Genomic DNA, 19565 nt, shown 5'->3' with positions numbered 1-19565 from the left:
TTATGTTTTCAGCGCAACCTCATAAGTGAGGCCGGATAAGTCTTGCACATGAGAATAGAGTTAAAAGGAAGCTGCATGAAATGTATCCCCCATTTGGGGGATATATCTTTTGCTAGAACTGTTTTATAGTAAAAAGAAGCGACAAAATTTGATAAAAATGATTATATTTTTACTGTATTTGTCAAATTGTGATATCGGATCATGTAGTTAAAAGTGTTCCAATCTATCATTTGCAATGAAAAGAGGAGGAATTCGATCAATGAATTATACGAAAAAGCTTGTATCCACCTTACTGATTACAGCTATGCTGCTTCCATCGGTTCCAGCAGCTTTTGGCGCCGCAGAAGCTTCGAAAACGGATATTCATGGGATATGGGCGGAAAGTCAGGTATCTGAATGGATCGACAAAGGATATGTTAAAGGTTATGAAGACGGCAGCTTCAAACCGAGTAACACGATTACAAGAGCGGAATTCATTACTTTGATTAACCGTTCCTATGGATTTACTGAAACAGCAACGGTATCCTTCAGCGATGTTTCTTCATCCAATTGGATATACGCCGAGGTTTCCAAAGCGATCAAAGCGGGCTACATTAAAGGCTATGCAAACGGGACGTTCGGTGCAAACAACCCAATCAGCAGGCAGGAAGCTGCCGTTATCGTCGATCGCCTTTTGAATCTTTCGGAAACGGGCAATGCTGGAACAACTTTTACAGACTCAAGCTCCATCGCCTGGTGGGCTAAGGCAGCGGTTGAAGCGGGAGCAGCGAACGGCATTTTAAAGGGTTATGCCAATGATACGAATTTCAAACCTAATCAACCTCTTACGCGAGCTGAAGCAGTGGTCGTGTTATACCGTTCAGTTACGGTAAAAGAAACCTTGGAAAACACACCGGATAACGGAGCGACGACTCCGACGCCAGCGCCAACGACTATTCCTTCAACGCCTGCGCCGACAATGCCTTCGACCGGTGGAAGTGATACAACGGCTCCGACTTTATCCGGGGTAACAATTGGGCAAATCTTATATGGCGATGACATCAATGGCAAAAGCAATGAGAAGGGGCATTTATTTCTTGTCCCTGCAACAACGGCTGCAACGCTGACAGCATTAAACCAAGCCGTTGATGCATTTGTAGGCAGAAAACAATCCGTGGAAGCAGCTGCTAGTGCCACGATTACGACAGCAGGCTTACAAGCAGGCAGTTATGTGGTGTACGCAGTGGATTCCTCCAACAATATATCGATAGCCTCAAATGAAATCGTAATGAATAAGAAGCAGCTGACTACTGCGGATCCAGCGACGCTGGCTTCGGTGAAAATGTACGATGGGACGACATCGGCGTCTGTAACGGCAAACTTATTAATCGGTGTCGTTGGTGATGATGCAGTAACCGTTAACGCAGTAGCTACCTACAATGACGCAGCAATCGGAACAGGCAAAACCATTACGGTAGTTTATACGTTAAGCGGGGCAGATGCAGGCAATTATATTGAGCCAGTAAGCTACTCGGTAAATACAGGTGTCATTTCTAAGGCTCCATTATCGATCGAAGAACCGGTATTGTCGCTTGTCGAATCGCTAGAGAGGAATTCAGTAATAGAAGTATCAGCAGGCGAATTGCTTGGAGTAGTTGCAGGCGAAGACGTGACAGTGAGCGTGGAAGCACTTTACCTTACAGATGATGACCTCGTTAATGCAAGGCCGCTAACGATTGTTTACACGCTGTCGGGAGCGGATAGCGGCAATTATATTGCGCCTACAGACAACACGAACTACTTGGCATATGTACAATTTCACCAAGATATGGGTATTATCATTGACCTGATAACCAATTTCAAAGTGTATGACGGTACCAAGGAATCAGTTGTGCTGGCGGGCTCTAGAGTTGGCTCTTGTGAAGGAGAGGGGATTTGTCCTGGAGACGATGCAACGGTATTTGGAGCAGGCACTTATAATGATAAGAACGTAGGAGTAAACAAGGAGATAACTGTATCGTACGTAATCCGGGGAGCTGATTTTAATAATTACTTGGCTCCAGAACCTATTACAGTAAATACAGGAGCAATCATTGCAAAACAACTCACAATTGCACCGCCGGTACTGCCAACCAAGGTTTATGACGGAACGGCAACAGCAGTCCTAACACCAGGCACATTAATTGGCGTTGTTGAAGGCGATGATGTCACTGTGCATGCGGCAGCCACTTACAATAATGCAGAAATAGGAACCAATAAACAGGTGAAAATCGTTTATACCCTTTCCGGGGATGATGCAGGCAATTATATTGTACCAGCAAGCATCACTGTAAATACGGGGAGAATCGTAGATGGTCCTCAATAGGTAGATAAACCAAATAGCGAGCCCAACAAGAGACTGTTCAAAAGCTAATCGCTTTTGAACAGTCTTTTTGCGCTTGGCAGGTTATTCAATTAAGCCTTTCGTGGCCGTATACATTTTTTCTACGTATTCGTCGACTTTATCTCGGGACATACGTAATCGATCCACTGAAGTGCCATATCCAATCTCCTGTTTTCCCTCTTCCAATCCTTTGAAAATGCCATCTGTGAAGGCATCTAACGGTTCACCTTGTGCATGCAACCCGGCTCCGCCTAAGCTCGTATTGACTGCCGGAGGCGCAACTTCAATGACTTCTACAGATGTTTCAGCAAGTTGATGTCTTAGGCTCATTGTAAATGAATGAAGCGCTGCTTTGGATGCGGAGTAAATCGGAGCAATCGCAAACGGCGTAAAAGCCAATCCTGATGTCACGTTTATCATAGCTGCCTTTTCTTTGGTGGCCAAAAAAGGAGCAAACAGCATCGAGAGATGAATGGGAGCTTCGATGTTGGTTGTGATTTCATGATTGAAATAACTCCAATCGTTCTTCGCATCTGATTTTAGGATATTAAAGCGTTGTTGGATTCCTGCATTGTTAATTAACACATTTACTTCCGGATAGTTTGATGTTACCCAATCAAATAGACGTATACGCTCAGATGTAATGTTCAAATCATTCACATAAGTTATAAGGCCCGGGAGTTTTTCCTTCGCCTCTTGAAGTACAGCTTCACGCCGCCCAGTAACAATGACGGTATTTCCAGCTTTTATAAAGCGTTCCGCGAAAGCTAATCCTATTCCTGAACTGCCGCCGGTTATGAGGATTGTATTTCCTAAAAGCTCCATTAGACTTCCTCTTCTCCATTTTTTATTAATTGATCTTTCATCTCATTATTCATGCTTATCATACGATTCTTATATCGCGTAATTTTCACGTCAATTGCCTTTAAGGCAACTTTCATTAGGGAAATTTCAGCTAGAACGGCTTGCTTGTGATTTTTCATCATTTCCAGTCGTCGTTCAGTAGTGCTGTCTCCCTCTACAACCCAATTAACATATTGTTGGATACCTTTTACTGGCATATGCGTGTTTTTTAAATAAATAATGATTTCAAGGAGTGTCATTTGATTTTCTGAAAATAATCGCCTTCCAGCCTCATCACGCTCTATTAGTGGCAGTAATCCTTTTTTTTCATAATAACGCAACGTTGATTCTGGAATATTGAATTTGGCTGATACTTCGCTAATGGAACAATACTTCATCTGGAGGCCTCCAAATTTTATATGTCATACCGACAGGAATAGCATACGACTTAAACCATGGTTTAAGTCAACCGCAAATTAAATGAGGTTATATTTTGAACATTTAGTATGATCGTTCTAAAAATGCTCGTTAATTTAGCTCGATCGTACTAAAATGAATGCGGGTGGATAACGATCATCCGCAGATCGAAAGAGAAGGTGAAAGCGCATGAAGGATACGCGAGAGAAAATACTGCTGGCCTCAGAGGAACTAATGGCTAAATACGGCTATGCTACATTTTCACTAGGCGCGATTGCAGAGCATCTGAAAATAAGCAAAGGGGTAGTAACGTATCATTTTTCCAAAAAAGATCTTATTCTATTTGAACTTGTAGAGTCCTATTTTCGCCATGCGGCGGAATATATGGCTATTCATATGACCATCGATAAAACGGCACCTGAAGCATTGGAGTCCTACATTAGCGCGAATATACGTTATGTGGCAGAAAATCGAATACGGACCTTGGCCATAATGAATATTATCGCTAACCATAGAGACAAGAACGGCCGTTTGACTTTCTCCGATAAGGATAACCTCATTTGCCAACCGCTCATCGAAATTTTTCAATATGGGCAAATGGAAGAAAAAAGCTTCAGGCCATTTTCTCCCGAAATGATGGCCATGTTCGTCAGAAGCGTTATCGATACATTAAGCGGACGGATCGCAATAAATGAAATCGAAGATTATGAAGGCGCCATTCAAGAGACGATCAGCGTATTTGCGATTGCGACAAGGAGAGATGAATAATGAAGAAGGTTCAAAATGATTGGCTGCACGTATTAGGAATTATCCTGAGTCTCGTCGGTCTTGCTGCGGTGCTGCAGCCGTTGATTCGAGCGATTTTCGGTAAACCGCTATCGTATCTATTCCTTGGCTTGCTGCCGGAAGGTTGGCCTTCCTTTGCTGCATGGGCCGTTATTTTGGCAATTGGACTTGTGCTCGTGTCCATAACGGAGCGGATTACGACTCATAAACCGGAATACATGTTATTCAAATAGATAGCTCATTCAAACGAGGATGTTCCACTATTTAGGGTTATAATAGTAGGGAGAAAGCTAAAGTCATAGAGTAGAGCAGTCAAGGAGGAAGAACGATGAATGAATCGGCGCACTTGAACTTTGCTGGCAGCAGCGACATGACTTACACCATTACGACTCAAGGGGTTACTTATCAGAATGATGCATTAGAGGCGTCGCTTATTATAGATATTATTCAAGGATTCGATACCGACCCCGATGATTTTATCGTCATGGATCCAAGCCTATCGATAGAGGGGAGCAGCTATATGCAGGCATTCCCGTTAAGGGATGCCGTGAACGGCATTAACGTCGAGCTGCGACTGGACAATCCGGACGGATCGTTCAAGCATTACAGCTATTCAACAACGGATATAGGCGCAGTCATTACGATGTTTCTCGAGTACTGGGGCTTGCAGAAACTGCCCGACTGGACAGGCTGGACAGACATAACGGATCAGTTCTGACTTTAGCCCCACCGTACGAACAATAAGGGAATGCGTTTCTACCCTTACAATTGTTGCTTTGTCGCTAGAATGAAGGAGAGGAATGAATGCATGGGTACGATTGAAAACATGAAGGTAGCAGCTGTGTTCGAACAATATCCCGCAAACATGCAGAAGAAATTGTTGTTTCTGCGCCAAATAATTTTGGAAACGGCATTAGAGATAAATGGTATTGGTCGTGTGGAAGAAACACTAAAGTGGGGCGAGCCTAGTTACGTCTCTAAAGGCGGAAGCACAATTAGAATAGATTGGAAAAGACGGAGACCGCAGCAGTATGCCATGTATTTTAACTGCAACACAAAGCTGGTTGACACATTCAAAGAGCTATTTAGAGAGAAATTCAACTATGAAGGCAATCGGGCGATTGTGTTCAATGATAACGATGAAATACCAGTAGATGAATTAAAACAATGCATCTTATTTTCTCTCACTTACCATTCCCGAAAACATCTGCCCATGCTGGGCTTATGATAGAGGCGTTCAGGAGGTATCCATTATTCCTGATCCATTATTCCTGATAAGTGGCAGGTGAAAAGAGAAGATTCTAGGCCAGGGAATACAAGTAGCAAGCAACTCATAATGGATGGGCGGGAAACCATGATGCTGGACACGAGTACTCATAGATTAGGAAATAGTCATTATATTCAGACCGCAGACGGGCGCAAGCTGCATTATATGGAGAAAGGCGCAGGCAAGCTGACCGTCGTATTCGAATCGGGCATGGGCTCGTCCCGCTGTGCTTGGGGACTTGTGCAGCCGCTTGTTGCCAAGCATGCGCGCGCCGACGTCTACGACCGGGCGGGTATCGGAAGGAGTGACCCGGACCGGGAGCCAAGGAGGCTAGCCAGAATGGCTGATGACTTGATTTTCTTATTGAACCAGCTTGGCAAAGGTCCGTTTGTCCTCGTCGGGCATAGCTGGGGCGGACCAATCATTCGCACGGCAGCAGCGATGGAGCCCGCGCGTATACGCGGGCTTGTTCTGGTTGATCAGACGGACGAGCATTGCGGACTGTATTTCGAGGAATCATCCGTTAGGCATTACGCAAGAATGAATAAGCTCATTCCGATACTCGCCAGAGTCGGCCTCTATCGGCTGATGGGAAGCAAGCCCGGCAAGGCGCTGCCTGCCGATGTCTATAAGGAGCATCACCGAGAGGATTTCACGCTGCAGGCGGCTAGAACGATGGTAGCGGAAGGAACACCTTTCCTTAAGGACTTAAGGGCGCTTCGCGAACATCCGTTGAAGCTTGCAGTCACTCAGGTGTCTGTCATCTCTGGTACCCATGTATCGCGAATGGAACAGAAATTTCGCCCGGCGCTTCACGAAGCCCATCGGCAGACGGCGACCGCACTAGCGGGCCGATTGGTAGAAGCTCCGAATTCCGGGCATATGGTCATGTACACCGAGCCAGGCTTGATCGTGGACGAGATTAAACGGATGATTGATTAGGCTGGGCTCAGCAGGCTCAGGCCAAGCGTACATCGCTCGTGAAGCGTTGTGCTCTTGGCCTGAATGGAAGTGTATTTTTTATTCAACGCTCATCATGTCGTTATATTGTTGCAAGACTCTGCTCCAATCGGGAGTTTCAGTGTCGTGAGAGCTTAATAGCTCTTTAAGTTTATCGTTGATGCTGTGGCTCCCTGTTTTATCTCGTTGGATATGGATATCCAAAGCAACCAGCAATATCTTCGCTAGATCCAAATCTCCAGCATGCATCGCATTTATATCGTCTGCAGGAAAGAATTTCCGCCACATAGTAAACGCTGCATGGATATCCTCTTTTGAATACATTAAATCGTATAGGGTTTCGAAATGATTGGCATACGCCACGCTCTCAATGGATCTATAAAAAGTAGGATCGGAGTAAGCGGTATTCGGTGTTCCGATATAAAACGTATTCCCGCCTAAATCTGTCATCATAAATCTTCGGTCCTCTGCCAGATGCTTTATCTTTGAAATTCGCGGTATGCCTGTACGAGGAATTTTCCCGGTATCCCGTTTCAGTCCGGTAGTAAAGGCCTCATGGATCTGGTTAACATCGTCAACCTCGATATAGCACATCTGGGGGTTTTCATGAGGCAATAAACGTTTGTTTACATAAAAATGCAGCTCTAGCGAGTCATAGCGAACAACTGCATATGGATGTGGTCGAGTATAAATCTGAATCGTTTTGAAACCCAAGCTCTCATAAAAGGAAACCTGTTCCTTTATGGATGGACATGGTAAAATCGGTTTGATTCTAAGCATAAGTAGCCACCTCGTCTTTCTTGAATATTAACTATGCATCAAGCGTAACACATTCATGCAAATGATAAGGTTTATTGACGCATATTCATATGTTAGAATGATGAAAAGGAACAAACCCGTCGTGTGTTTTAATGTTAAATGACAGGGTTAGACTAGGGGATCAGATGAAAGGCATTGAAATAGCAAAAAAATTAAATATAAGCACAAGCGCATTGAGGCATTATGAAGCTTGGGGGCTTGTTCCTCATGTCGAGAGAGCAGCAAATGGGTACCGCCTTTATACAAGAGAGCATGAGGCTTATTTCCAATGTATACGAGCGATGTATACCGGTTTTGGAATGGAATTGATTCGAGAGGTGATGCCGCGCATCATTCGTGGGGAAAAGCTGGATGCTTTATGGTTAATTAACAAGGCACAAGTCAGATTGAATGCGGAAAAAGAAATCGTGCAAAAAACAGTGGATATGCTCGATTTGAAAGAACTGAATGATCTTCCAAAGTACCGCAAAAACCACTCGTTTACGATTGGTGAGGTAGCTGAAGAAGCGAATGTATCTGCATCCACGATTCGGCATTGGGAGAAGGAAGGGTTAATTAAGCCCCAACGTCAGCATGAGAGCGGATTCCGGATCTATGGCCCTTCAGATATCCGCAAAGTGCTTATTATCCGGACGGTTCAAAGAGTCGTGTATTCCTTGGATACGGTTCGTGAAGTTGTAGCGGAGCTTGATAACCATAATGTTGCTCAGGCTAAGGAAATTGCTCTTAAATCTCTTCAATACATTGATTATGCATTGGTTGAGCAAGTGCGGGGGATCGCCAGTTTACAGCATTTATTGGACATCGTCTCAAATAAAGAAGAGCAGTAAGCATGCCATTTATCGGGGTGACGAAGAGAAGGCAATGGTTATGATCACACGGAACTAGAAAATAGTGCTGCAATTAGGATTAGACAAGTCGAGATTGGCAATTACTTAATAGAAGGATTCTAGCAATGCTAGATATGTATGGAGATGAAGGGAGTAAGATGAAGAAAATGACATCATCCGAAGAGCATAAAAACAAGCATTGGAAACGAGACATTATTATCTTTCTGAGCAGTCAAACCTTTTCGTTATTTGGCTCTGCATTAGTGCAATACGCGATTATGTGGTACGTAACGCTCACTACAAAATCGGGCATGATGATGACGTTATTCATTATTTGCGGATTTATTCCGACCTTTCTGCTATCGCCATTTGCAGGGGTGTGGGCGGATCGTTTCAACCGAAAAAATCTGATTATAATAGCAGATGCGATGATCGCCGTTGTTACACTGATTCTCGCGATTACATTTTTGCTGGGATATAAAGAGATTTGGCTGTTGTTTGCCATTGCCGCTGTTCGCGCACTCGGCGCCGGCATTCAAACGCCTGCGGTTGGGGCCATATTGCCCCAGATCGTACCAGAGGATAAGCTGACGAAGGTGAACGGCATAAACGGAAGCCTTCAGGCGCTCATGATGTTTGTTGCGCCTATCGTAAGCGCGACGCTGCTCACAATGGCAACAATCGAAGTCATCTTCTTTATCGATGTGGTTACAGCGGCGATAGCCATTTTTACGATCGCTTTCTTTTTGAAGATTCCTTTGCATAAAAAAGCGGCCGACGAGCAAACGACCAGCTATTTGGATGATTTTAAACAAGGCTTGAGCTACATTAAAAATCACAGCTTTCTCAAAACCTTTTTCATATTTTTTGCCTTTTTCTTTGTATTGATGGCACCGGCTGCCTTTTTAACACCGTTGCAAGTGACTCGCAGTTTCGGGGATGATTATTGGCGGCTGACAGCTATCGAAATCGCTTTCTCTATCGGCATGATGGCTGGCGGAGCGATTATCGCCTCATGGGGCGGCTTCCGAAATAAAGTGTATACGATGACCGTTGCCAACCTGATAATGGGCGTTTGCACGCTAGTTTTGGGTATCGTTCCTGTATTCTGGATTTACCTGGCTGTAATGGCCGTGTTCGGTGTTGCCATTCCCGTGTTTAACACACCGACCACCGTCATGCTGCAAGAGAAGGTTGACCCGAATTATTTGGGACGCATCTTTGGTGTATTCGGAATGATCTCGACTTCGATGATGCCAATCGGGATGCTCATATTTGGCCCGCTATCGGATATCGTTGAGATCGAATGGCTGCTGGTCGGAACGGGAGTGCTAATGCTCGTACTGTCCATTTTCTTCATTCGCAATAAAAGATTGGTTGAAGCGGGATTGCCGGTCATCAAGGAAGCGCCAGTGGAGCAGGATTAAGTGATATCCATTACGATTGCAAAGCGGGGAAACGGATGATTATAAAAGAATGCGCGTTAGCTGACATTCAGCATCTCGTGCAAGAGTATTTGGCAGGCTTGTCATCGCCCTTCGACTCCTTTCTGGAGGAGTATATTCTTTCATCGACCTTTTATTCGATACAAGACGACTTGGATGATGTCGGCTATTTGGCCGTACATAATAAAGAGCGGCTCACCCAGTTTTATATCCGCCGCGCTTATCAGATGCACGCGCAAACCTTATTCGTTGAAGCGCTGGAACGTCACGCGATCCGATGGATGTTCGTTCCGACCAGCGACGAATTATTGCTTAGCTTGGCTGTAGATCGAGATATGGTCATAACCAAACAAGCGTACTTTTTTCAGGATAGTTTAGTTGGCATGGCAGCAGAATTGGGAGATGGCGATGTATTTCGTCTTGCTGCGCAAGGCGATCTTGAGCAGATACAAGTGGTTTGCGGGGATTTTCTCGACGAGTATGACCAGTGGATTGCAAGAGGAGAGCTGTTTGTCTATTACAGAAATGCTGACTTGCTTGGCATCGGACTGATTGGAAAGTCCAAAATGTTCGATGGACTAGCGAGTATCGGCATGTTTACCCATGAAAGCTGCAGGAAGCAAGGGATAGGAAGAGCCATTATCATACAATTACGAAGCTGGTGCAGCCATAACGGTATCACGCCTATAAGCGGCTGCTGGTATTATAACGAAGCTTCAAAGCGAACGTTGGAAAGCGGAGGAATGGTTACGAGAACGAGGTTATTGAATATGGAGATTACAAAGCAGGGATAGGGCAGCATAATCAATCGACTTGTAGGCAGCTTGGATGGATTCCAGGCTGTTTTTTTATGCAATGACGATCCATGTGAGCCGCAAACAAAGAAGAAACGAGTGAAACGGAATGAAGCCTATCTAGCAACGGATGAGAACGGTAATGTCCAAATGGAAAAAGGAAATAGAGGGCAAAAGGAATTAGTAAAGCTAAAAGACTTTAATATAGAGAATATTTAATAGGGTTACCTAATGATATTAGAAATACACCTGATCAGAGCCAAGCGGCTCTCTTTGGGAGAGTGCCCGACTCATAAACCAATTGAAAGCAGCACTTATTACGACTTCCAGATTGTAAAAGAGAGCGGCGGGATAAAATCCTATTCGCTCTTTTTTTACAGGGAAAATGATTTTCCACATCATTAGCTTCTCACGATTCTATTCGACTGTAACGATGCAAGCGGCTTGGCGCGCATGGCAACCAGGATAGCCTAATTTCGGCGTACCATCCTCATTCCAATCCATACGCTGGATTCGTGCATGCCGGTTTGGATCATAGAGCGGCTCGCCCTCGATATTCTTATAAGAGCGCGCATGGTAGACGAGAATATCTGACTCGTCTGCTTCATCGCGCGTAAAGCTATTATGGCCCGGGCCGTACTCACAGGCTTCCGGATGGCTGCGGAATATGGGCTCCGGAGATTTGGTCCAGGATGCAGGGTCCAGCAAATTGCTGGATACGGGTGCTGTTAGAAAGCCCATACAGTACCGGTCATCGGTCGCGCTTGCCGAATAGGTCATGAATACGCGGCCGTTCCGTACAAGAACAGCAGGCCCTTCATTTACTTTATGGCCATGCCGTTCCCACTCCAGCACGGGGGAAGCGATACGGACTTGTTTTCCTTCAATTGTCCATGGATTGCTCATGCGCGCGATATAAAGATTGGACGCCTCATCGACCTGTGCCCATGCCAAGTAGCGAACGCCATTCGCTTCAAAGGTAGTGGCATCGAGCGTAAAGCTCTCGAAATTCATCGTGATTTTCCCTTTTTCGAGCCAGTCGCCTGTGCAGGGGTTGTCCGCTCCGCATTCCAGTACATACTGGCGTATGGCCCATTTGTCTTCCGCTGCTCCAGCTGCAAAGTAGATATACCATTTGTTATCTATAAAATGCAGCTCCGGAGCCCAAATGTGATTGCCCATTTCGCCGGCAGCATGCTTCGTCCAAATGACGGTTTCCGCCGCTGCAGCTAGCCCTGTAAGCGTTCTCGATCTGCGCAGCACGATACGGTCATATTCTGGCACGGAGCCTGTGAAATAGTAATAACCGTCTGTATGCTTGATTATATAAGGATCGGCCCGGTTCAAGATGAGCGGGTTCGGAAATTCGCCTCCGGCCATTGCTCCACGTACGATGAATGTCCCAGGCTTCCCATACTGCTCGGTCTGGAGGGGTTCCCAGTTAACGGCTGCATGAACGCCGTCTCCCACATCAATAGTTGCAGGAAGATCGGGATGATTGCCTTTGGCAGTGGACAGGTTTATTTCTACAGTTGAGGTGGTGGATAAGCTGCTTCATCTCCTTCGTGTATACAAGTTATGCCGTGTGAAACGGCTTTGCTCTATTATAAAATAAGCGAGTAAATCCTCCAACAGAATTGAAATTTGGGCAGCTACAACCGACAGCTTTATCTATTGCAAATTATACGAACAAGCTTCAAACAATCGTAAACAAGCTTTATGAAGCTTCGTGCTGCGTTTGCCACTTTGTTTCTGAAAACATCGCATACCTCTATTTTCCCATTAGGCTAAGAATGACAGGGAAAGTTTAATAATGCCTTACTACATACCGTGTTACAAATATTGTAAGCTATTAGTGATTCTTCTATTTAAAGCGTTTCCAATTTGAATATGAAGGGGTGATGGTAGGATTATTTTTGCTGTCTGGTTGCTAAGCAGATTAATGGAATGAAGCTGAAAGATTATGCCGGGATGCAACCCGAATTTACGGAATGAGGAGGTAACAATAATGAGAAAAAAGCTGTTAAGTCTGTTCTTATCAGGAACCATGCTGCTGTCCGTCTTTGTCGGATTCACGTCCTCGTCTGTAGCTGCCGATACCGTCACCCAGTCTGGAAATCCTATATTCACTAGCATTTTCACAGCCGATCCTTCTGCGCATGTCTGGAATGACGGACGTATTTATGTATACGCCTCACATGATATATTTCCTTCCAGGGGCAGCGATTTGATGGATAAATATCATGTCTTCTCGTCGGATAATATGGTGGACTGGGTGGACGAAGGAGAGATTCTGCGTGCCGATGATGTCCCGTGGGGTCGGCCGGAGGGCGGATTTATGTGGGCTCCTGACGCCGCGTACAAGGATGGAACCTATTACTTCTATTTCCCTCATCCCAGCGATTCGAATTGGAACAATTCCTGGAAAATCGGGGTTGCAACCAGCGATAAGCCTGCCGCGGACTTTTCTGTCCAAGGCTATATTGGCGGGCTTCCCGGCAGCAATTTAATTGATCCAAACGTGTTCCGCGATGACAATGGAGACTATTACCTTTATGCGGGCGGCGGAGGAAGCAGCTATGGGATGAAGCTCGCAGACGATATGGTATCGATAGATGGACCCGTCGAGCAGTTCACCGAGCTGGAGGATTTCCACGAAGCCACATGGGTCTTTAAGCGAGGAAGTGTCTATTACTTAACGTATTCCGATAATAATTCAGGCGGAAACCGGATGCGTTACGCCACCAGCAGCAGCCCGCTCGGACCTTGGGTAAACCGCGGCATTATTCTAGATCCGGTATTGAATAGTGAAACGTCGCATGGGTCCGTTGTGGAGTATAAGGGCAACTGGTATATGTTCTACCATAATGGCAAAATCTCTTCCAACGGTACGCTGCGTTCCGTGGCTGTAGACCGGTTGTATTTCAATACGGACGGGACTATTCAAAAGGTCATACAGACGACCGGAGGAGTTCCGGCAGTTGGGCCTCGTTCCCATGCTACGGAGATCAAATATGATGAGCTGATCAATGAAAGCTTTGATGAGTATACTCAAAAAACGGAATATGCCATGAACAGCAGCAATGTATCTATTGGCGGAGGGGCAACCCGGCCGGGTGCAAATGTTGAAAATATGCATACGGAAGGTTCCTACATCCAGCTGAATGGCATCAACGGCGGCACAGGCGGAAAGGCTCTGCTTACCGTGCTTTACGCATCAGGCGACAGCGGATCTGCCTTTAAGGTGGACGCTAGCGGTGACCCCGCAGGGGACGGTTATTTTCTATCCCTACCCGGCACGGGAGGCTGGGGCAGCTACACCGGCCGGACCAACCGCCTGATCGATTTGAATGCGGGCACGAATAACATAATCAGGCTCAGCGGAGGCATGGGAGGAGCCAATATATCTCGAGTCATCGTATCCATGGTCCCGGAATCTACTCAGGAAACGGAATATGCGGTGAACGGAAATAATGTGTCTTTTGGGGGAGGAGCGACCCGATCGGGCGAAAGTATAGAAAATCTGCATATCCCAGGCTCCTACTTTGAAGTTTCAGGAGTCAACGGAGGCACAGGCGGCCAGGCGCTTCTTACTGTTCTCTACGCTTCAGCGGAAGCCGCGGCAACCTTTACAGTTAACGCGAGCGGTGATCTTAGTGGAAGCGGATATTCTCTTTCGATGCCGGGTACAGGCGGTTGGAGCACTTACACGGGTCGAGTCAGCCGCCTAATCGATTTGAACCCAGGTACGAACAACGTGATTCGGATGAACGGCGGTATGGGAGGAGCCAACATAACCCGTCTCATCGTCTCGTCAGTCCAGTAAAGCTGGGCAGTGAACAGAGGACAACGTGATTGTACGGGCAGATACAGAAAGCCTATGACGTGTTGAAAGAAAACAAAGGATTAGACTGATCACAACTATAAAAACAGCGGCAGCCGTGGACGGGAAATCAAGTCCTAGACTGTCGCTGTTTTATTATCATCTAAATCAAAATACAAATACCGAGCTTCTACATGCAATATTCTAAAGTACAGAATTCAAACTTCTTTGCAGTTTTCACTAGTAATTGTATTTATTTTGCACACCAAAAAGGACGTATATTAAACATCCTTTTTGATTATTGTTTCTCTTCTTTTTTTTTCCTGAATAAATCCGCTAAGATAACCACGGCCGTTATTAGAACTGACTGTATTAACGATTTAACATAACCTGCTTCATCGTAGAGAAAGTAAGCGAGTATAAAGTTAGCTATGAAAGTTATAAGGTATCCCAAAATTTAATCATCTCATCTCGTCTAGGAACCAAGGTTTAATTATAAAAGACGTTCTAAAAAGGTGTACTATACTGCCTCTAGTATCATTCGAGATTTTTGTAACTCTAATTTCTTTTAGGTTAGCATAACTTCCTATGAAAGTCCCGTTCCCATCAAAAAAACCTGGTCACAGTTCAAAGGAGGAATTCCAGTCCTTTTTCAATCATGCTTGGGACGGGGGATTAGCTTAAAGCATGAAGATGTCTGGATCTGGCGACATTACAGCAATGTGCAGCCTCCTTTGGGGAATAGCCGCAAGGTAACGCGCGCATTCACAAAGTGTTCACCTTCTCAGACATACATTGTGATTTAAATCACAATGTATGCTTGATTATCATTTTATAATGAAGACATCAAATACAACAAGTATTGGCAGCAAGAAACTAAACGAGGATGGTGAACCCGATGAACAGAATACGATCTCAAATGTCGGTGAACTTGCAGTTAATCCAACAACGATGAGTCAATTTTAAAAGCTATAGCAGTCAAATCTAAAAATGAAAAATGGGAGTGAGCATCATGCTGAAATTTTGGAGAGAGCATAAAATCGCTGGTATACTAGTCACTATTATCCGTTTTGTAGCGGGGTATGCGTGGCTAACCGCTGGATGGCATAAGCTTACAGGAGCAAAGCCTTTCGACGCAACAGGTTTCCTCCAAGCAGCCGTTAACAACCCGGTGCTCGATAAAGCCACAGGCGAGGCGGTTTACCCAACGTATACGGCTTTTCTAGAACACTTTGCACTGCCGAATATTAAGATCATTAACCATGCCATTCCTTTGGGGGAATTTCTTGTAGGACTTGGACTTATCCTTGGTACGCTAACCGTCACTGCCGCTTTCTTTGGAGCCTTAATGAACTTCATGTTTATGTTCGCCGGTACTGTAAGCACGAATCCTTGGCTTCTGCTGCTTGGAATGGTTGTCATCTTTGCAGGTGCTAACGCAGGGCGCTTCGGACTAGACCGCTTTGTCCTTCCGCTAATACACAAAGGACTGGATCGTCTCCTGCACCGCAAGCCGAAAGATAGGACAACAGATGCGGGACTGTTAGTGAAATAACCTAGCGGGTTTGTCGAGATACGGTTAGGCGGCACCATAGCTCGCTGCATGCAGGATTTTCGGGAATGCAAGGGGATACGCAGTTATATGCAACAGGAATTGCTCATCCGTGCTCAAGGCAACGCTTCAAAGGTCGGAACCCCTTTATAAGGAGTTCCGGCTTTTTGATCATATAATAGCTGCTAACCATTAAACGTCGATGCTTTAACTAGCTATAGATAGGAGGTTTAAAATCAACATGCCCAAGGCTAAAAGAAGCCTGCCAGATGAAGCTATGGGTAAAATAAACGTTATAGGCCAAGGTGAAGCAAGGGAAAGGGCTTTCCTGAACTGTCCAGCTCCGATCTTCCAAGCTGTACAAATCCAAACCGTTTGTAGAACGCGCATGCGCCATCGTTTTGCTCATTAACATCAACAAGGAGAGAGTTTCCTTTTATCTTCTGAGCGTGTTCGATTAAACGACTGCCTATCCCCATGCCGTGGTATTCCGGATCAACGAACAACATTTCGATCTTGGTTCCGTCAAGCCCTATAAATCCTGTCGGTTTTTGATCTTCGTTTCTCTTCACCCAGATTTCAACCCCGCTTAAAGCTCCATTCTGAACCATTTGGCGGTAAAATTGGATATCTGAATCCGTTAAAAAGGTGTGTGTTAGGCATACGGCACGGTACCAAATATCGACTAATATATCATGTTCACTTTCCTGATAAGGAGTTATTTCATCCAACATCATTATCCCTCCAATTAACGATTACAAACCCTGTAAGCTAGGTCATCATCAGCTTGAGTTGGCGCAAATAGGAGCGCAGCTCCGGGACAGCCTCCAGATGAGACTTCAACACTCGGAGCAGAGTAAGGTTAGGCTGCTCTGCCTGCACTTCCTTGCGCAGCAGGGCAACAACCTCTATTAATTCCAAGCGAGAGGCAGAAGGCAAGGGGAGTGACTGTATCCTCTCCTCCATCGCTGCAAGAAATTCGCCAACCGTTACCTTCCGTGCTTCCTTATCTTTGTGGTTGGGCGGATCAAAGTGGGCAATCCATTCACCAATAATCGGCTTAGGTGCCGTCCGCATCAAATCTTGAACGATGGCTTCCATGCGATCGACGATGTAGTTCGCGAGCTCAGGGATCGGCAGCGAGATGACCTTCTGCAAAACGCCATTCGTATATTCGTGAAGAATGCCACGGAAGATCATGACTGCGTCCCATACATGCGGTTCGAGCTGCTCGCTGAATGCTTCGATCAGCATTTCCTTCTGCCAGTTAAGCAAAGCTATGTTTATTTTTTTCTGCGCTTCCACGAACGTCTCGTTTTCCTTAATAGGAGACACACCGAACTCGATCATAAACATATAATTCTCAATAACATAATATAAATAAAAATCGATTTTGCGGCTCAACTTCTCCTTGGCTGACAGGCCAGAAGCCATTCCGGTGCGTTCAAGCCCATTCGCCTGATCAAGCAGCAGCTGATGGCAAGTGACGAACGTCGCTGTGAACAAGTCCTCTTTGGATGCGAAAAATTTATATATGCTGGCTTTGGCCATCCCGCACGCTTCAGCGATGTCTTGCATGGACGCTGCACCATAGCCCTTTTTGCGAAATAAATCCATGGCCGTTTCGAGTATTGCGGCCTTCTTTAAATCCTTCATGTAGACTACCACCCCACCTTATATTGACATGTGTCGCAAGCGAGGTCAACGTTCTATCGTTGACAATAAAACTCATAAGTTCTATATTGAACTTATAAGTTTTATTATTTGCAAATAAAGGAGGTGTGCCGATGCTGGCCCCATGTGCGAGCTCGGCAACAAGGATGCGCATTGCGGAAGGTTTAGAGATGTTGGACTTAGAGATGAAGCTTGGCGACCGCACGATGACGATTCATCCAATCATTGTGTACGATCATGAATCTTGGACGTTAGTTGATACGGGGATGCCTGGCTCAGCAAGCAATATTCTTGCTCATGCCAAACAAATCGGAATTTCCTCCAATTCATTGCAAGCCATTATTTTGACGCATCAGGACATCGACCACATCGGCAGCTTGCCGGAGTTCATCGCGGATAGGGGCGCGGCAGCGTTCGAAGTATACGCTCGCGAAGAAGATAGGGATACGATCGATGGGAAAGCGCCGCTTCTGAAATTCCCCCAAGAGAGGTTGAACGCAGAGCTCGACTCTTTGCCTGCAGAGCTTCGGGCGCAGTTCGAGAGTATCTTCCTTCATCCGTCCAAGCCGAATGTAACCCGGCTTGTAGAAGACGGAGAGACGCTTCCTATAGGAGGCGGACTAACCGTCATTCATACGCCAGGCCATACGCCGGGCCACTTCAGCCTTTACCATCAAGCAAGCAAGACACTGATAGCCGGAGATGCTTTAGTTGTCCATAATGGCGAACTGCTGGGTTCCTCTCCGTACTCTACGGTTAACATGGAGCAAGCTATCCGCTCGGTGGAGAAATTCAAAGCGTTCGATATTGAAACGGTCGTTTGTTATCACGGCGGGCTGTTGAGTGGGGATATGAACAAGCGTATCGCAGATTTAATCGCACAGCTTGCGACCTTGGAATAAGCAGCAGCGAGTGGTGAAGGTTCGTCTGGAAGATTGAAATACATCGCCAAATGGGCTTTTGCCTGAGGCGATGTATTTCACATGCTCCTAGCCCAGCATACGTATGACGACATTGCCTTTTTTGTGGCCTAGATCGACATATTTATGCGCCTCAATCATCTGCTCCAGCGGAAAGCAGCGATCAATTACAGATTTAAGCTGGCCGGACTCAACGAGCTCTTTGATAAAAAGGAGCTCTTCTGTTCGTGGGACTGCCGTTCCGCCAATCACTTTCTTGTCTGTTGTCATTGAATGCCATAGTACTTTCATTTCTGAGCCAGCCATGCCCGTATGAAGATAAAATCCGTGTTTGTTGAGCGAGTGTCTGCATTGTGGGAATGTCGTCTTGCCTATCGTGTCAAAAATAATATCGTACGTCTGTCCATTAAGGGTGAAATCGACTTGGGTATAATCGATTGCCGTATCAGCCCCTAGAGATTTCACCATATCTATATTGGCAGTGCTGCATACCCCGCTTACTTCCGCCCCAAAGTATTTGGCAAGCTGAACGGCAAACGTGCCAACCGATCCAGAGGCGCCAATAATGAGCACTTTTTGTCCGGGCCTAATGTTTCCTCTTTTGAGAAAGAACAATGCGGTTGTTGCTCCAATAGATAGCGTGGCAGCCTCCTCATAGGTCATATTGTCCGGCTTACTTACGATTACTCCGTCTTCAGGAATACATTTATACTCGGCGTGTGCGCCAAAATGAACCCCAAAGGTCGATGCGAGGACTTGATCCCCCGCCTTGTACCTTTTCACATGCTTGCCGACTGCTTCCACTTCACCAGCGAGCTCCATGCCGAATATCGGATTTCGGGGTTTTCTGAAACCTAAAGCGATTCGGCCAGGGAGCCAGAATAGGGGAGGAACGGTAAAACTGCGCATTCTGCAATCTCCAACATTTACGGTCGTCGCATGTACTTTGACCAATATTTCATTGTGTTTGGGAATCGGTTTTTCGAGCTCTTTAAGCTGAAGAACCTCTGGTGATCCGTATTTGGCCGCTGAAACTACCCTCATTATTAGAATCCTCCTTATGAAAGAATGAT

The 19565-nt window shown here is 45.7% G+C and carries 19 protein-coding genes; 12 read left to right on the top strand and 7 right to left on the bottom strand.

Annotated features, from left to right (window positions below):
• The first annotated feature begins 259 nt into the window (after nucleotides 1–259).
• Nucleotides 260–2344 (top strand): YDG domain-containing protein, encoded by a 2085-nt coding sequence (locus FHS16_RS20155; RefSeq protein ID WP_183566763.1) that lies wholly within the window; start codon nucleotides 260–262, stop codon nucleotides 2342–2344.
• Between the two features lie 81 nt (nucleotides 2345–2425).
• Here FHS16_RS20155 and FHS16_RS20150 read toward each other — a convergent pair whose 3' ends face one another.
• Nucleotides 2426–3187, bottom strand: a complete 762-nt coding sequence (locus FHS16_RS20150; protein ID WP_183566760.1) for an SDR family oxidoreductase — start codon at nucleotides 3185–3187, stop codon at nucleotides 2426–2428.
• Nucleotides 3187–3603: a MerR family transcriptional regulator gene (locus FHS16_RS20145; protein WP_183566757.1), complete on the bottom strand. Its 417-nt coding sequence runs from the start codon at nucleotides 3601–3603 to the stop codon at nucleotides 3187–3189. The genes FHS16_RS20150 and FHS16_RS20145 overlap by 1 nt, the downstream gene beginning before the upstream one ends.
• Nucleotides 3604–3811: 208 nt before the next feature.
• On the opposite strand from FHS16_RS20145, the gene FHS16_RS20140 reads away from it, so the two are divergent.
• The 5 genes from FHS16_RS20140 (at nucleotide 3812) to FHS16_RS20120 (ending at nucleotide 6617) form a co-directional block, all read left to right on the top strand.
• Nucleotides 3812–4390: a TetR/AcrR family transcriptional regulator gene (locus FHS16_RS20140; RefSeq protein ID WP_183566754.1), complete on the top strand. Its 579-nt coding sequence runs from the start codon at nucleotides 3812–3814 to the stop codon at nucleotides 4388–4390.
• Nucleotides 4390–4641, top strand: a complete 252-nt coding sequence (locus FHS16_RS20135) for a hypothetical protein (RefSeq protein WP_183566751.1) — start codon at nucleotides 4390–4392, stop codon at nucleotides 4639–4641. The genes FHS16_RS20140 and FHS16_RS20135 overlap by 1 nt, the downstream gene beginning before the upstream one ends.
• Before the next feature lie 95 nt (nucleotides 4642–4736).
• Nucleotides 4737–5126, top strand: coding sequence for a hypothetical protein (locus tag FHS16_RS20130; protein WP_183566748.1), 390 nt, complete (start codon nucleotides 4737–4739; stop codon nucleotides 5124–5126).
• Nucleotides 5127–5216: 90 nt separating this feature from the next.
• Nucleotides 5217–5636 carry a DUF1801 domain-containing protein gene (locus tag FHS16_RS20125; protein WP_183566745.1) on the top strand — a complete coding sequence of 140 codons (420 nt, stop codon included), beginning with the start codon at nucleotides 5217–5219 and terminating at the stop codon, nucleotides 5634–5636.
• A gap of 126 nt (nucleotides 5637–5762) precedes the next feature.
• Nucleotides 5763–6617 (top strand): alpha/beta fold hydrolase, encoded by an 855-nt coding sequence (locus tag FHS16_RS20120; protein WP_246431860.1) that lies wholly within the window; start codon nucleotides 5763–5765, stop codon nucleotides 6615–6617.
• A 78-nt stretch (nucleotides 6618–6695) separates the two neighbouring features.
• On the opposite strand, the gene FHS16_RS20115 is transcribed toward FHS16_RS20120, so the two are convergent.
• Complete coding sequence (locus FHS16_RS20115; RefSeq protein WP_183566730.1) at nucleotides 6696–7415, bottom strand: DUF8817 family protein; 720 nt, start codon at nucleotides 7413–7415, stop codon at nucleotides 6696–6698.
• Nucleotides 7416–7579: 164 nt separating this feature from the next.
• Here FHS16_RS20115 and FHS16_RS20110 point away from each other — a divergent pair, with 164 nt between their 5' ends.
• From FHS16_RS20110 to FHS16_RS20100, 3 genes are all read left to right on the top strand, one after another.
• Nucleotides 7580–8284, top strand: a complete 705-nt coding sequence (locus FHS16_RS20110; protein ID WP_183566727.1) for a MerR family transcriptional regulator — start codon at nucleotides 7580–7582, stop codon at nucleotides 8282–8284.
• 167 nt (nucleotides 8285–8451) lie between these two features.
• Nucleotides 8452–9711, top strand: a complete 1260-nt coding sequence (locus tag FHS16_RS20105; protein WP_183566908.1) for an MFS transporter — start codon at nucleotides 8452–8454, stop codon at nucleotides 9709–9711.
• A gap of 35 nt (nucleotides 9712–9746) precedes the next feature.
• Nucleotides 9747–10523, top strand: a complete 777-nt coding sequence (locus tag FHS16_RS20100) for a GNAT family N-acetyltransferase (RefSeq protein WP_183566724.1) — start codon at nucleotides 9747–9749, stop codon at nucleotides 10521–10523.
• Between the two features lie 417 nt (nucleotides 10524–10940).
• Here the strand turns inward: FHS16_RS20100 and FHS16_RS20095 are convergent, their stop codons facing one another.
• Complete coding sequence (locus tag FHS16_RS20095) at nucleotides 10941–11993, bottom strand: glycoside hydrolase family 43 protein (RefSeq protein ID WP_312890989.1); 1053 nt, start codon at nucleotides 11991–11993, stop codon at nucleotides 10941–10943.
• Between the two features lie 538 nt (nucleotides 11994–12531).
• Here FHS16_RS20095 and FHS16_RS20090 point away from each other — a divergent pair.
• Entirely contained in the window at nucleotides 12532–14349 is a 1818-nt protein-coding gene (locus tag FHS16_RS20090; protein WP_183566722.1) for a family 43 glycosylhydrolase, read from the top strand.
• Between the two features lie 1009 nt (nucleotides 14350–15358).
• Nucleotides 15359–15901, top strand: coding sequence for a DoxX family protein (locus FHS16_RS20085; RefSeq protein WP_183566720.1), 543 nt, complete (start codon nucleotides 15359–15361; stop codon nucleotides 15899–15901).
• Between the two features lie 290 nt (nucleotides 15902–16191).
• Here the strand turns inward: FHS16_RS20085 and FHS16_RS20080 are convergent, their stop codons facing one another.
• Both FHS16_RS20080 and FHS16_RS20075 read right to left on the bottom strand, forming a co-directional pair.
• Nucleotides 16192–16632 carry a GNAT family N-acetyltransferase gene (locus FHS16_RS20080; RefSeq protein ID WP_183566717.1) on the bottom strand — a complete coding sequence of 147 codons (441 nt, stop codon included), beginning with the start codon at nucleotides 16630–16632 and terminating at the stop codon, nucleotides 16192–16194.
• 37 nt (nucleotides 16633–16669) lie between these two features.
• Nucleotides 16670–17554, bottom strand: coding sequence for a TetR/AcrR family transcriptional regulator (locus tag FHS16_RS20075; RefSeq protein ID WP_183566714.1), 885 nt, complete (start codon nucleotides 17552–17554; stop codon nucleotides 16670–16672).
• A 131-nt stretch (nucleotides 17555–17685) separates the two neighbouring features.
• On the opposite strand from FHS16_RS20075, the gene FHS16_RS20070 reads away from it, so the two are divergent.
• Nucleotides 17686–18474, top strand: coding sequence for an MBL fold metallo-hydrolase (locus tag FHS16_RS20070; protein ID WP_246431859.1), 789 nt, complete (start codon nucleotides 17686–17688; stop codon nucleotides 18472–18474).
• 87 nt (nucleotides 18475–18561) lie between these two features.
• Here the strand turns inward: FHS16_RS20070 and FHS16_RS20065 are convergent, their stop codons facing one another.
• Nucleotides 18562–19536, bottom strand: coding sequence for an NAD(P)-dependent alcohol dehydrogenase (locus tag FHS16_RS20065; RefSeq protein WP_183566711.1), 975 nt, complete (start codon nucleotides 19534–19536; stop codon nucleotides 18562–18564).
• Nucleotides 19537–19565 lie beyond the last annotated feature (29 nt).

The organism is Paenibacillus endophyticus (assembly GCF_014192395.1).
In the GTDB taxonomy this organism is placed as follows: domain Bacteria; phylum Bacillota; class Bacilli; order Paenibacillales; family Paenibacillaceae; genus Pristimantibacillus; species Pristimantibacillus endophyticus.
The sequence above is the reverse complement of the archived record's forward strand: the minus strand, read 5'-3'. Positions and strand labels throughout refer to the sequence as shown.

Excerpts from the sequence above, each read along its gene's own strand:
- FHS16_RS20080 (WP_183566717.1), bottom strand. The coding sequence starts at position 16,632 with ATGTTGGATGAAATAACTCCTTATCAGGAAAGTGAACATGATATATTA.
- FHS16_RS20140 (WP_183566754.1), top strand. The coding sequence starts at position 3,812 with ATGAAGGATACGCGAGAGAAAATACTGCTGGCCTCAGAGGAACTAATG.
- FHS16_RS20075 (WP_183566714.1), bottom strand. The coding sequence starts at position 17,554 with ATGAAGGATTTAAAGAAGGCCGCAATACTCGAAACGGCCATGGATTTA.
- FHS16_RS20110 (WP_183566727.1), top strand. The coding sequence starts at position 7,580 with ATGAAAGGCATTGAAATAGCAAAAAAATTAAATATAAGCACAAGCGCA.
- FHS16_RS20130 (WP_183566748.1), top strand. The coding sequence starts at position 4,737 with ATGAATGAATCGGCGCACTTGAACTTTGCTGGCAGCAGCGACATGACT.
- FHS16_RS20070 (WP_246431859.1), top strand. The coding sequence starts at position 17,686 with ATGCTGGCCCCATGTGCGAGCTCGGCAACAAGGATGCGCATTGCGGAA.
- FHS16_RS20090 (WP_183566722.1), top strand. The coding sequence starts at position 12,532 with ATGAGAAAAAAGCTGTTAAGTCTGTTCTTATCAGGAACCATGCTGCTG.
- FHS16_RS20145 (WP_183566757.1), bottom strand. The coding sequence starts at position 3,603 with ATGAAGTATTGTTCCATTAGCGAAGTATCAGCCAAATTCAATATTCCA.
- FHS16_RS20135 (WP_183566751.1), top strand. The coding sequence starts at position 4,390 with ATGAAGAAGGTTCAAAATGATTGGCTGCACGTATTAGGAATTATCCTG.
- FHS16_RS20155 (WP_183566763.1), top strand. The coding sequence starts at position 260 with ATGAATTATACGAAAAAGCTTGTATCCACCTTACTGATTACAGCTATG.
- FHS16_RS20150 (WP_183566760.1), bottom strand. The coding sequence starts at position 3,187 with ATGGAGCTTTTAGGAAATACAATCCTCATAACCGGCGGCAGTTCAGGA.
- FHS16_RS20125 (WP_183566745.1), top strand. The coding sequence starts at position 5,217 with ATGGGTACGATTGAAAACATGAAGGTAGCAGCTGTGTTCGAACAATAT.
- FHS16_RS20085 (WP_183566720.1), top strand. The coding sequence starts at position 15,359 with ATGCTGAAATTTTGGAGAGAGCATAAAATCGCTGGTATACTAGTCACT.
- FHS16_RS20065 (WP_183566711.1), bottom strand. The coding sequence starts at position 19,536 with ATGAGGGTAGTTTCAGCGGCCAAATACGGATCACCAGAGGTTCTTCAG.
- FHS16_RS20120 (WP_246431860.1), top strand. The coding sequence starts at position 5,763 with ATGATGCTGGACACGAGTACTCATAGATTAGGAAATAGTCATTATATT.
- FHS16_RS20100 (WP_183566724.1), top strand. The coding sequence starts at position 9,747 with ATGATTATAAAAGAATGCGCGTTAGCTGACATTCAGCATCTCGTGCAA.
- FHS16_RS20105 (WP_183566908.1), top strand. The coding sequence starts at position 8,452 with ATGACATCATCCGAAGAGCATAAAAACAAGCATTGGAAACGAGACATT.
- FHS16_RS20115 (WP_183566730.1), bottom strand. The coding sequence starts at position 7,415 with ATGCTTAGAATCAAACCGATTTTACCATGTCCATCCATAAAGGAACAG.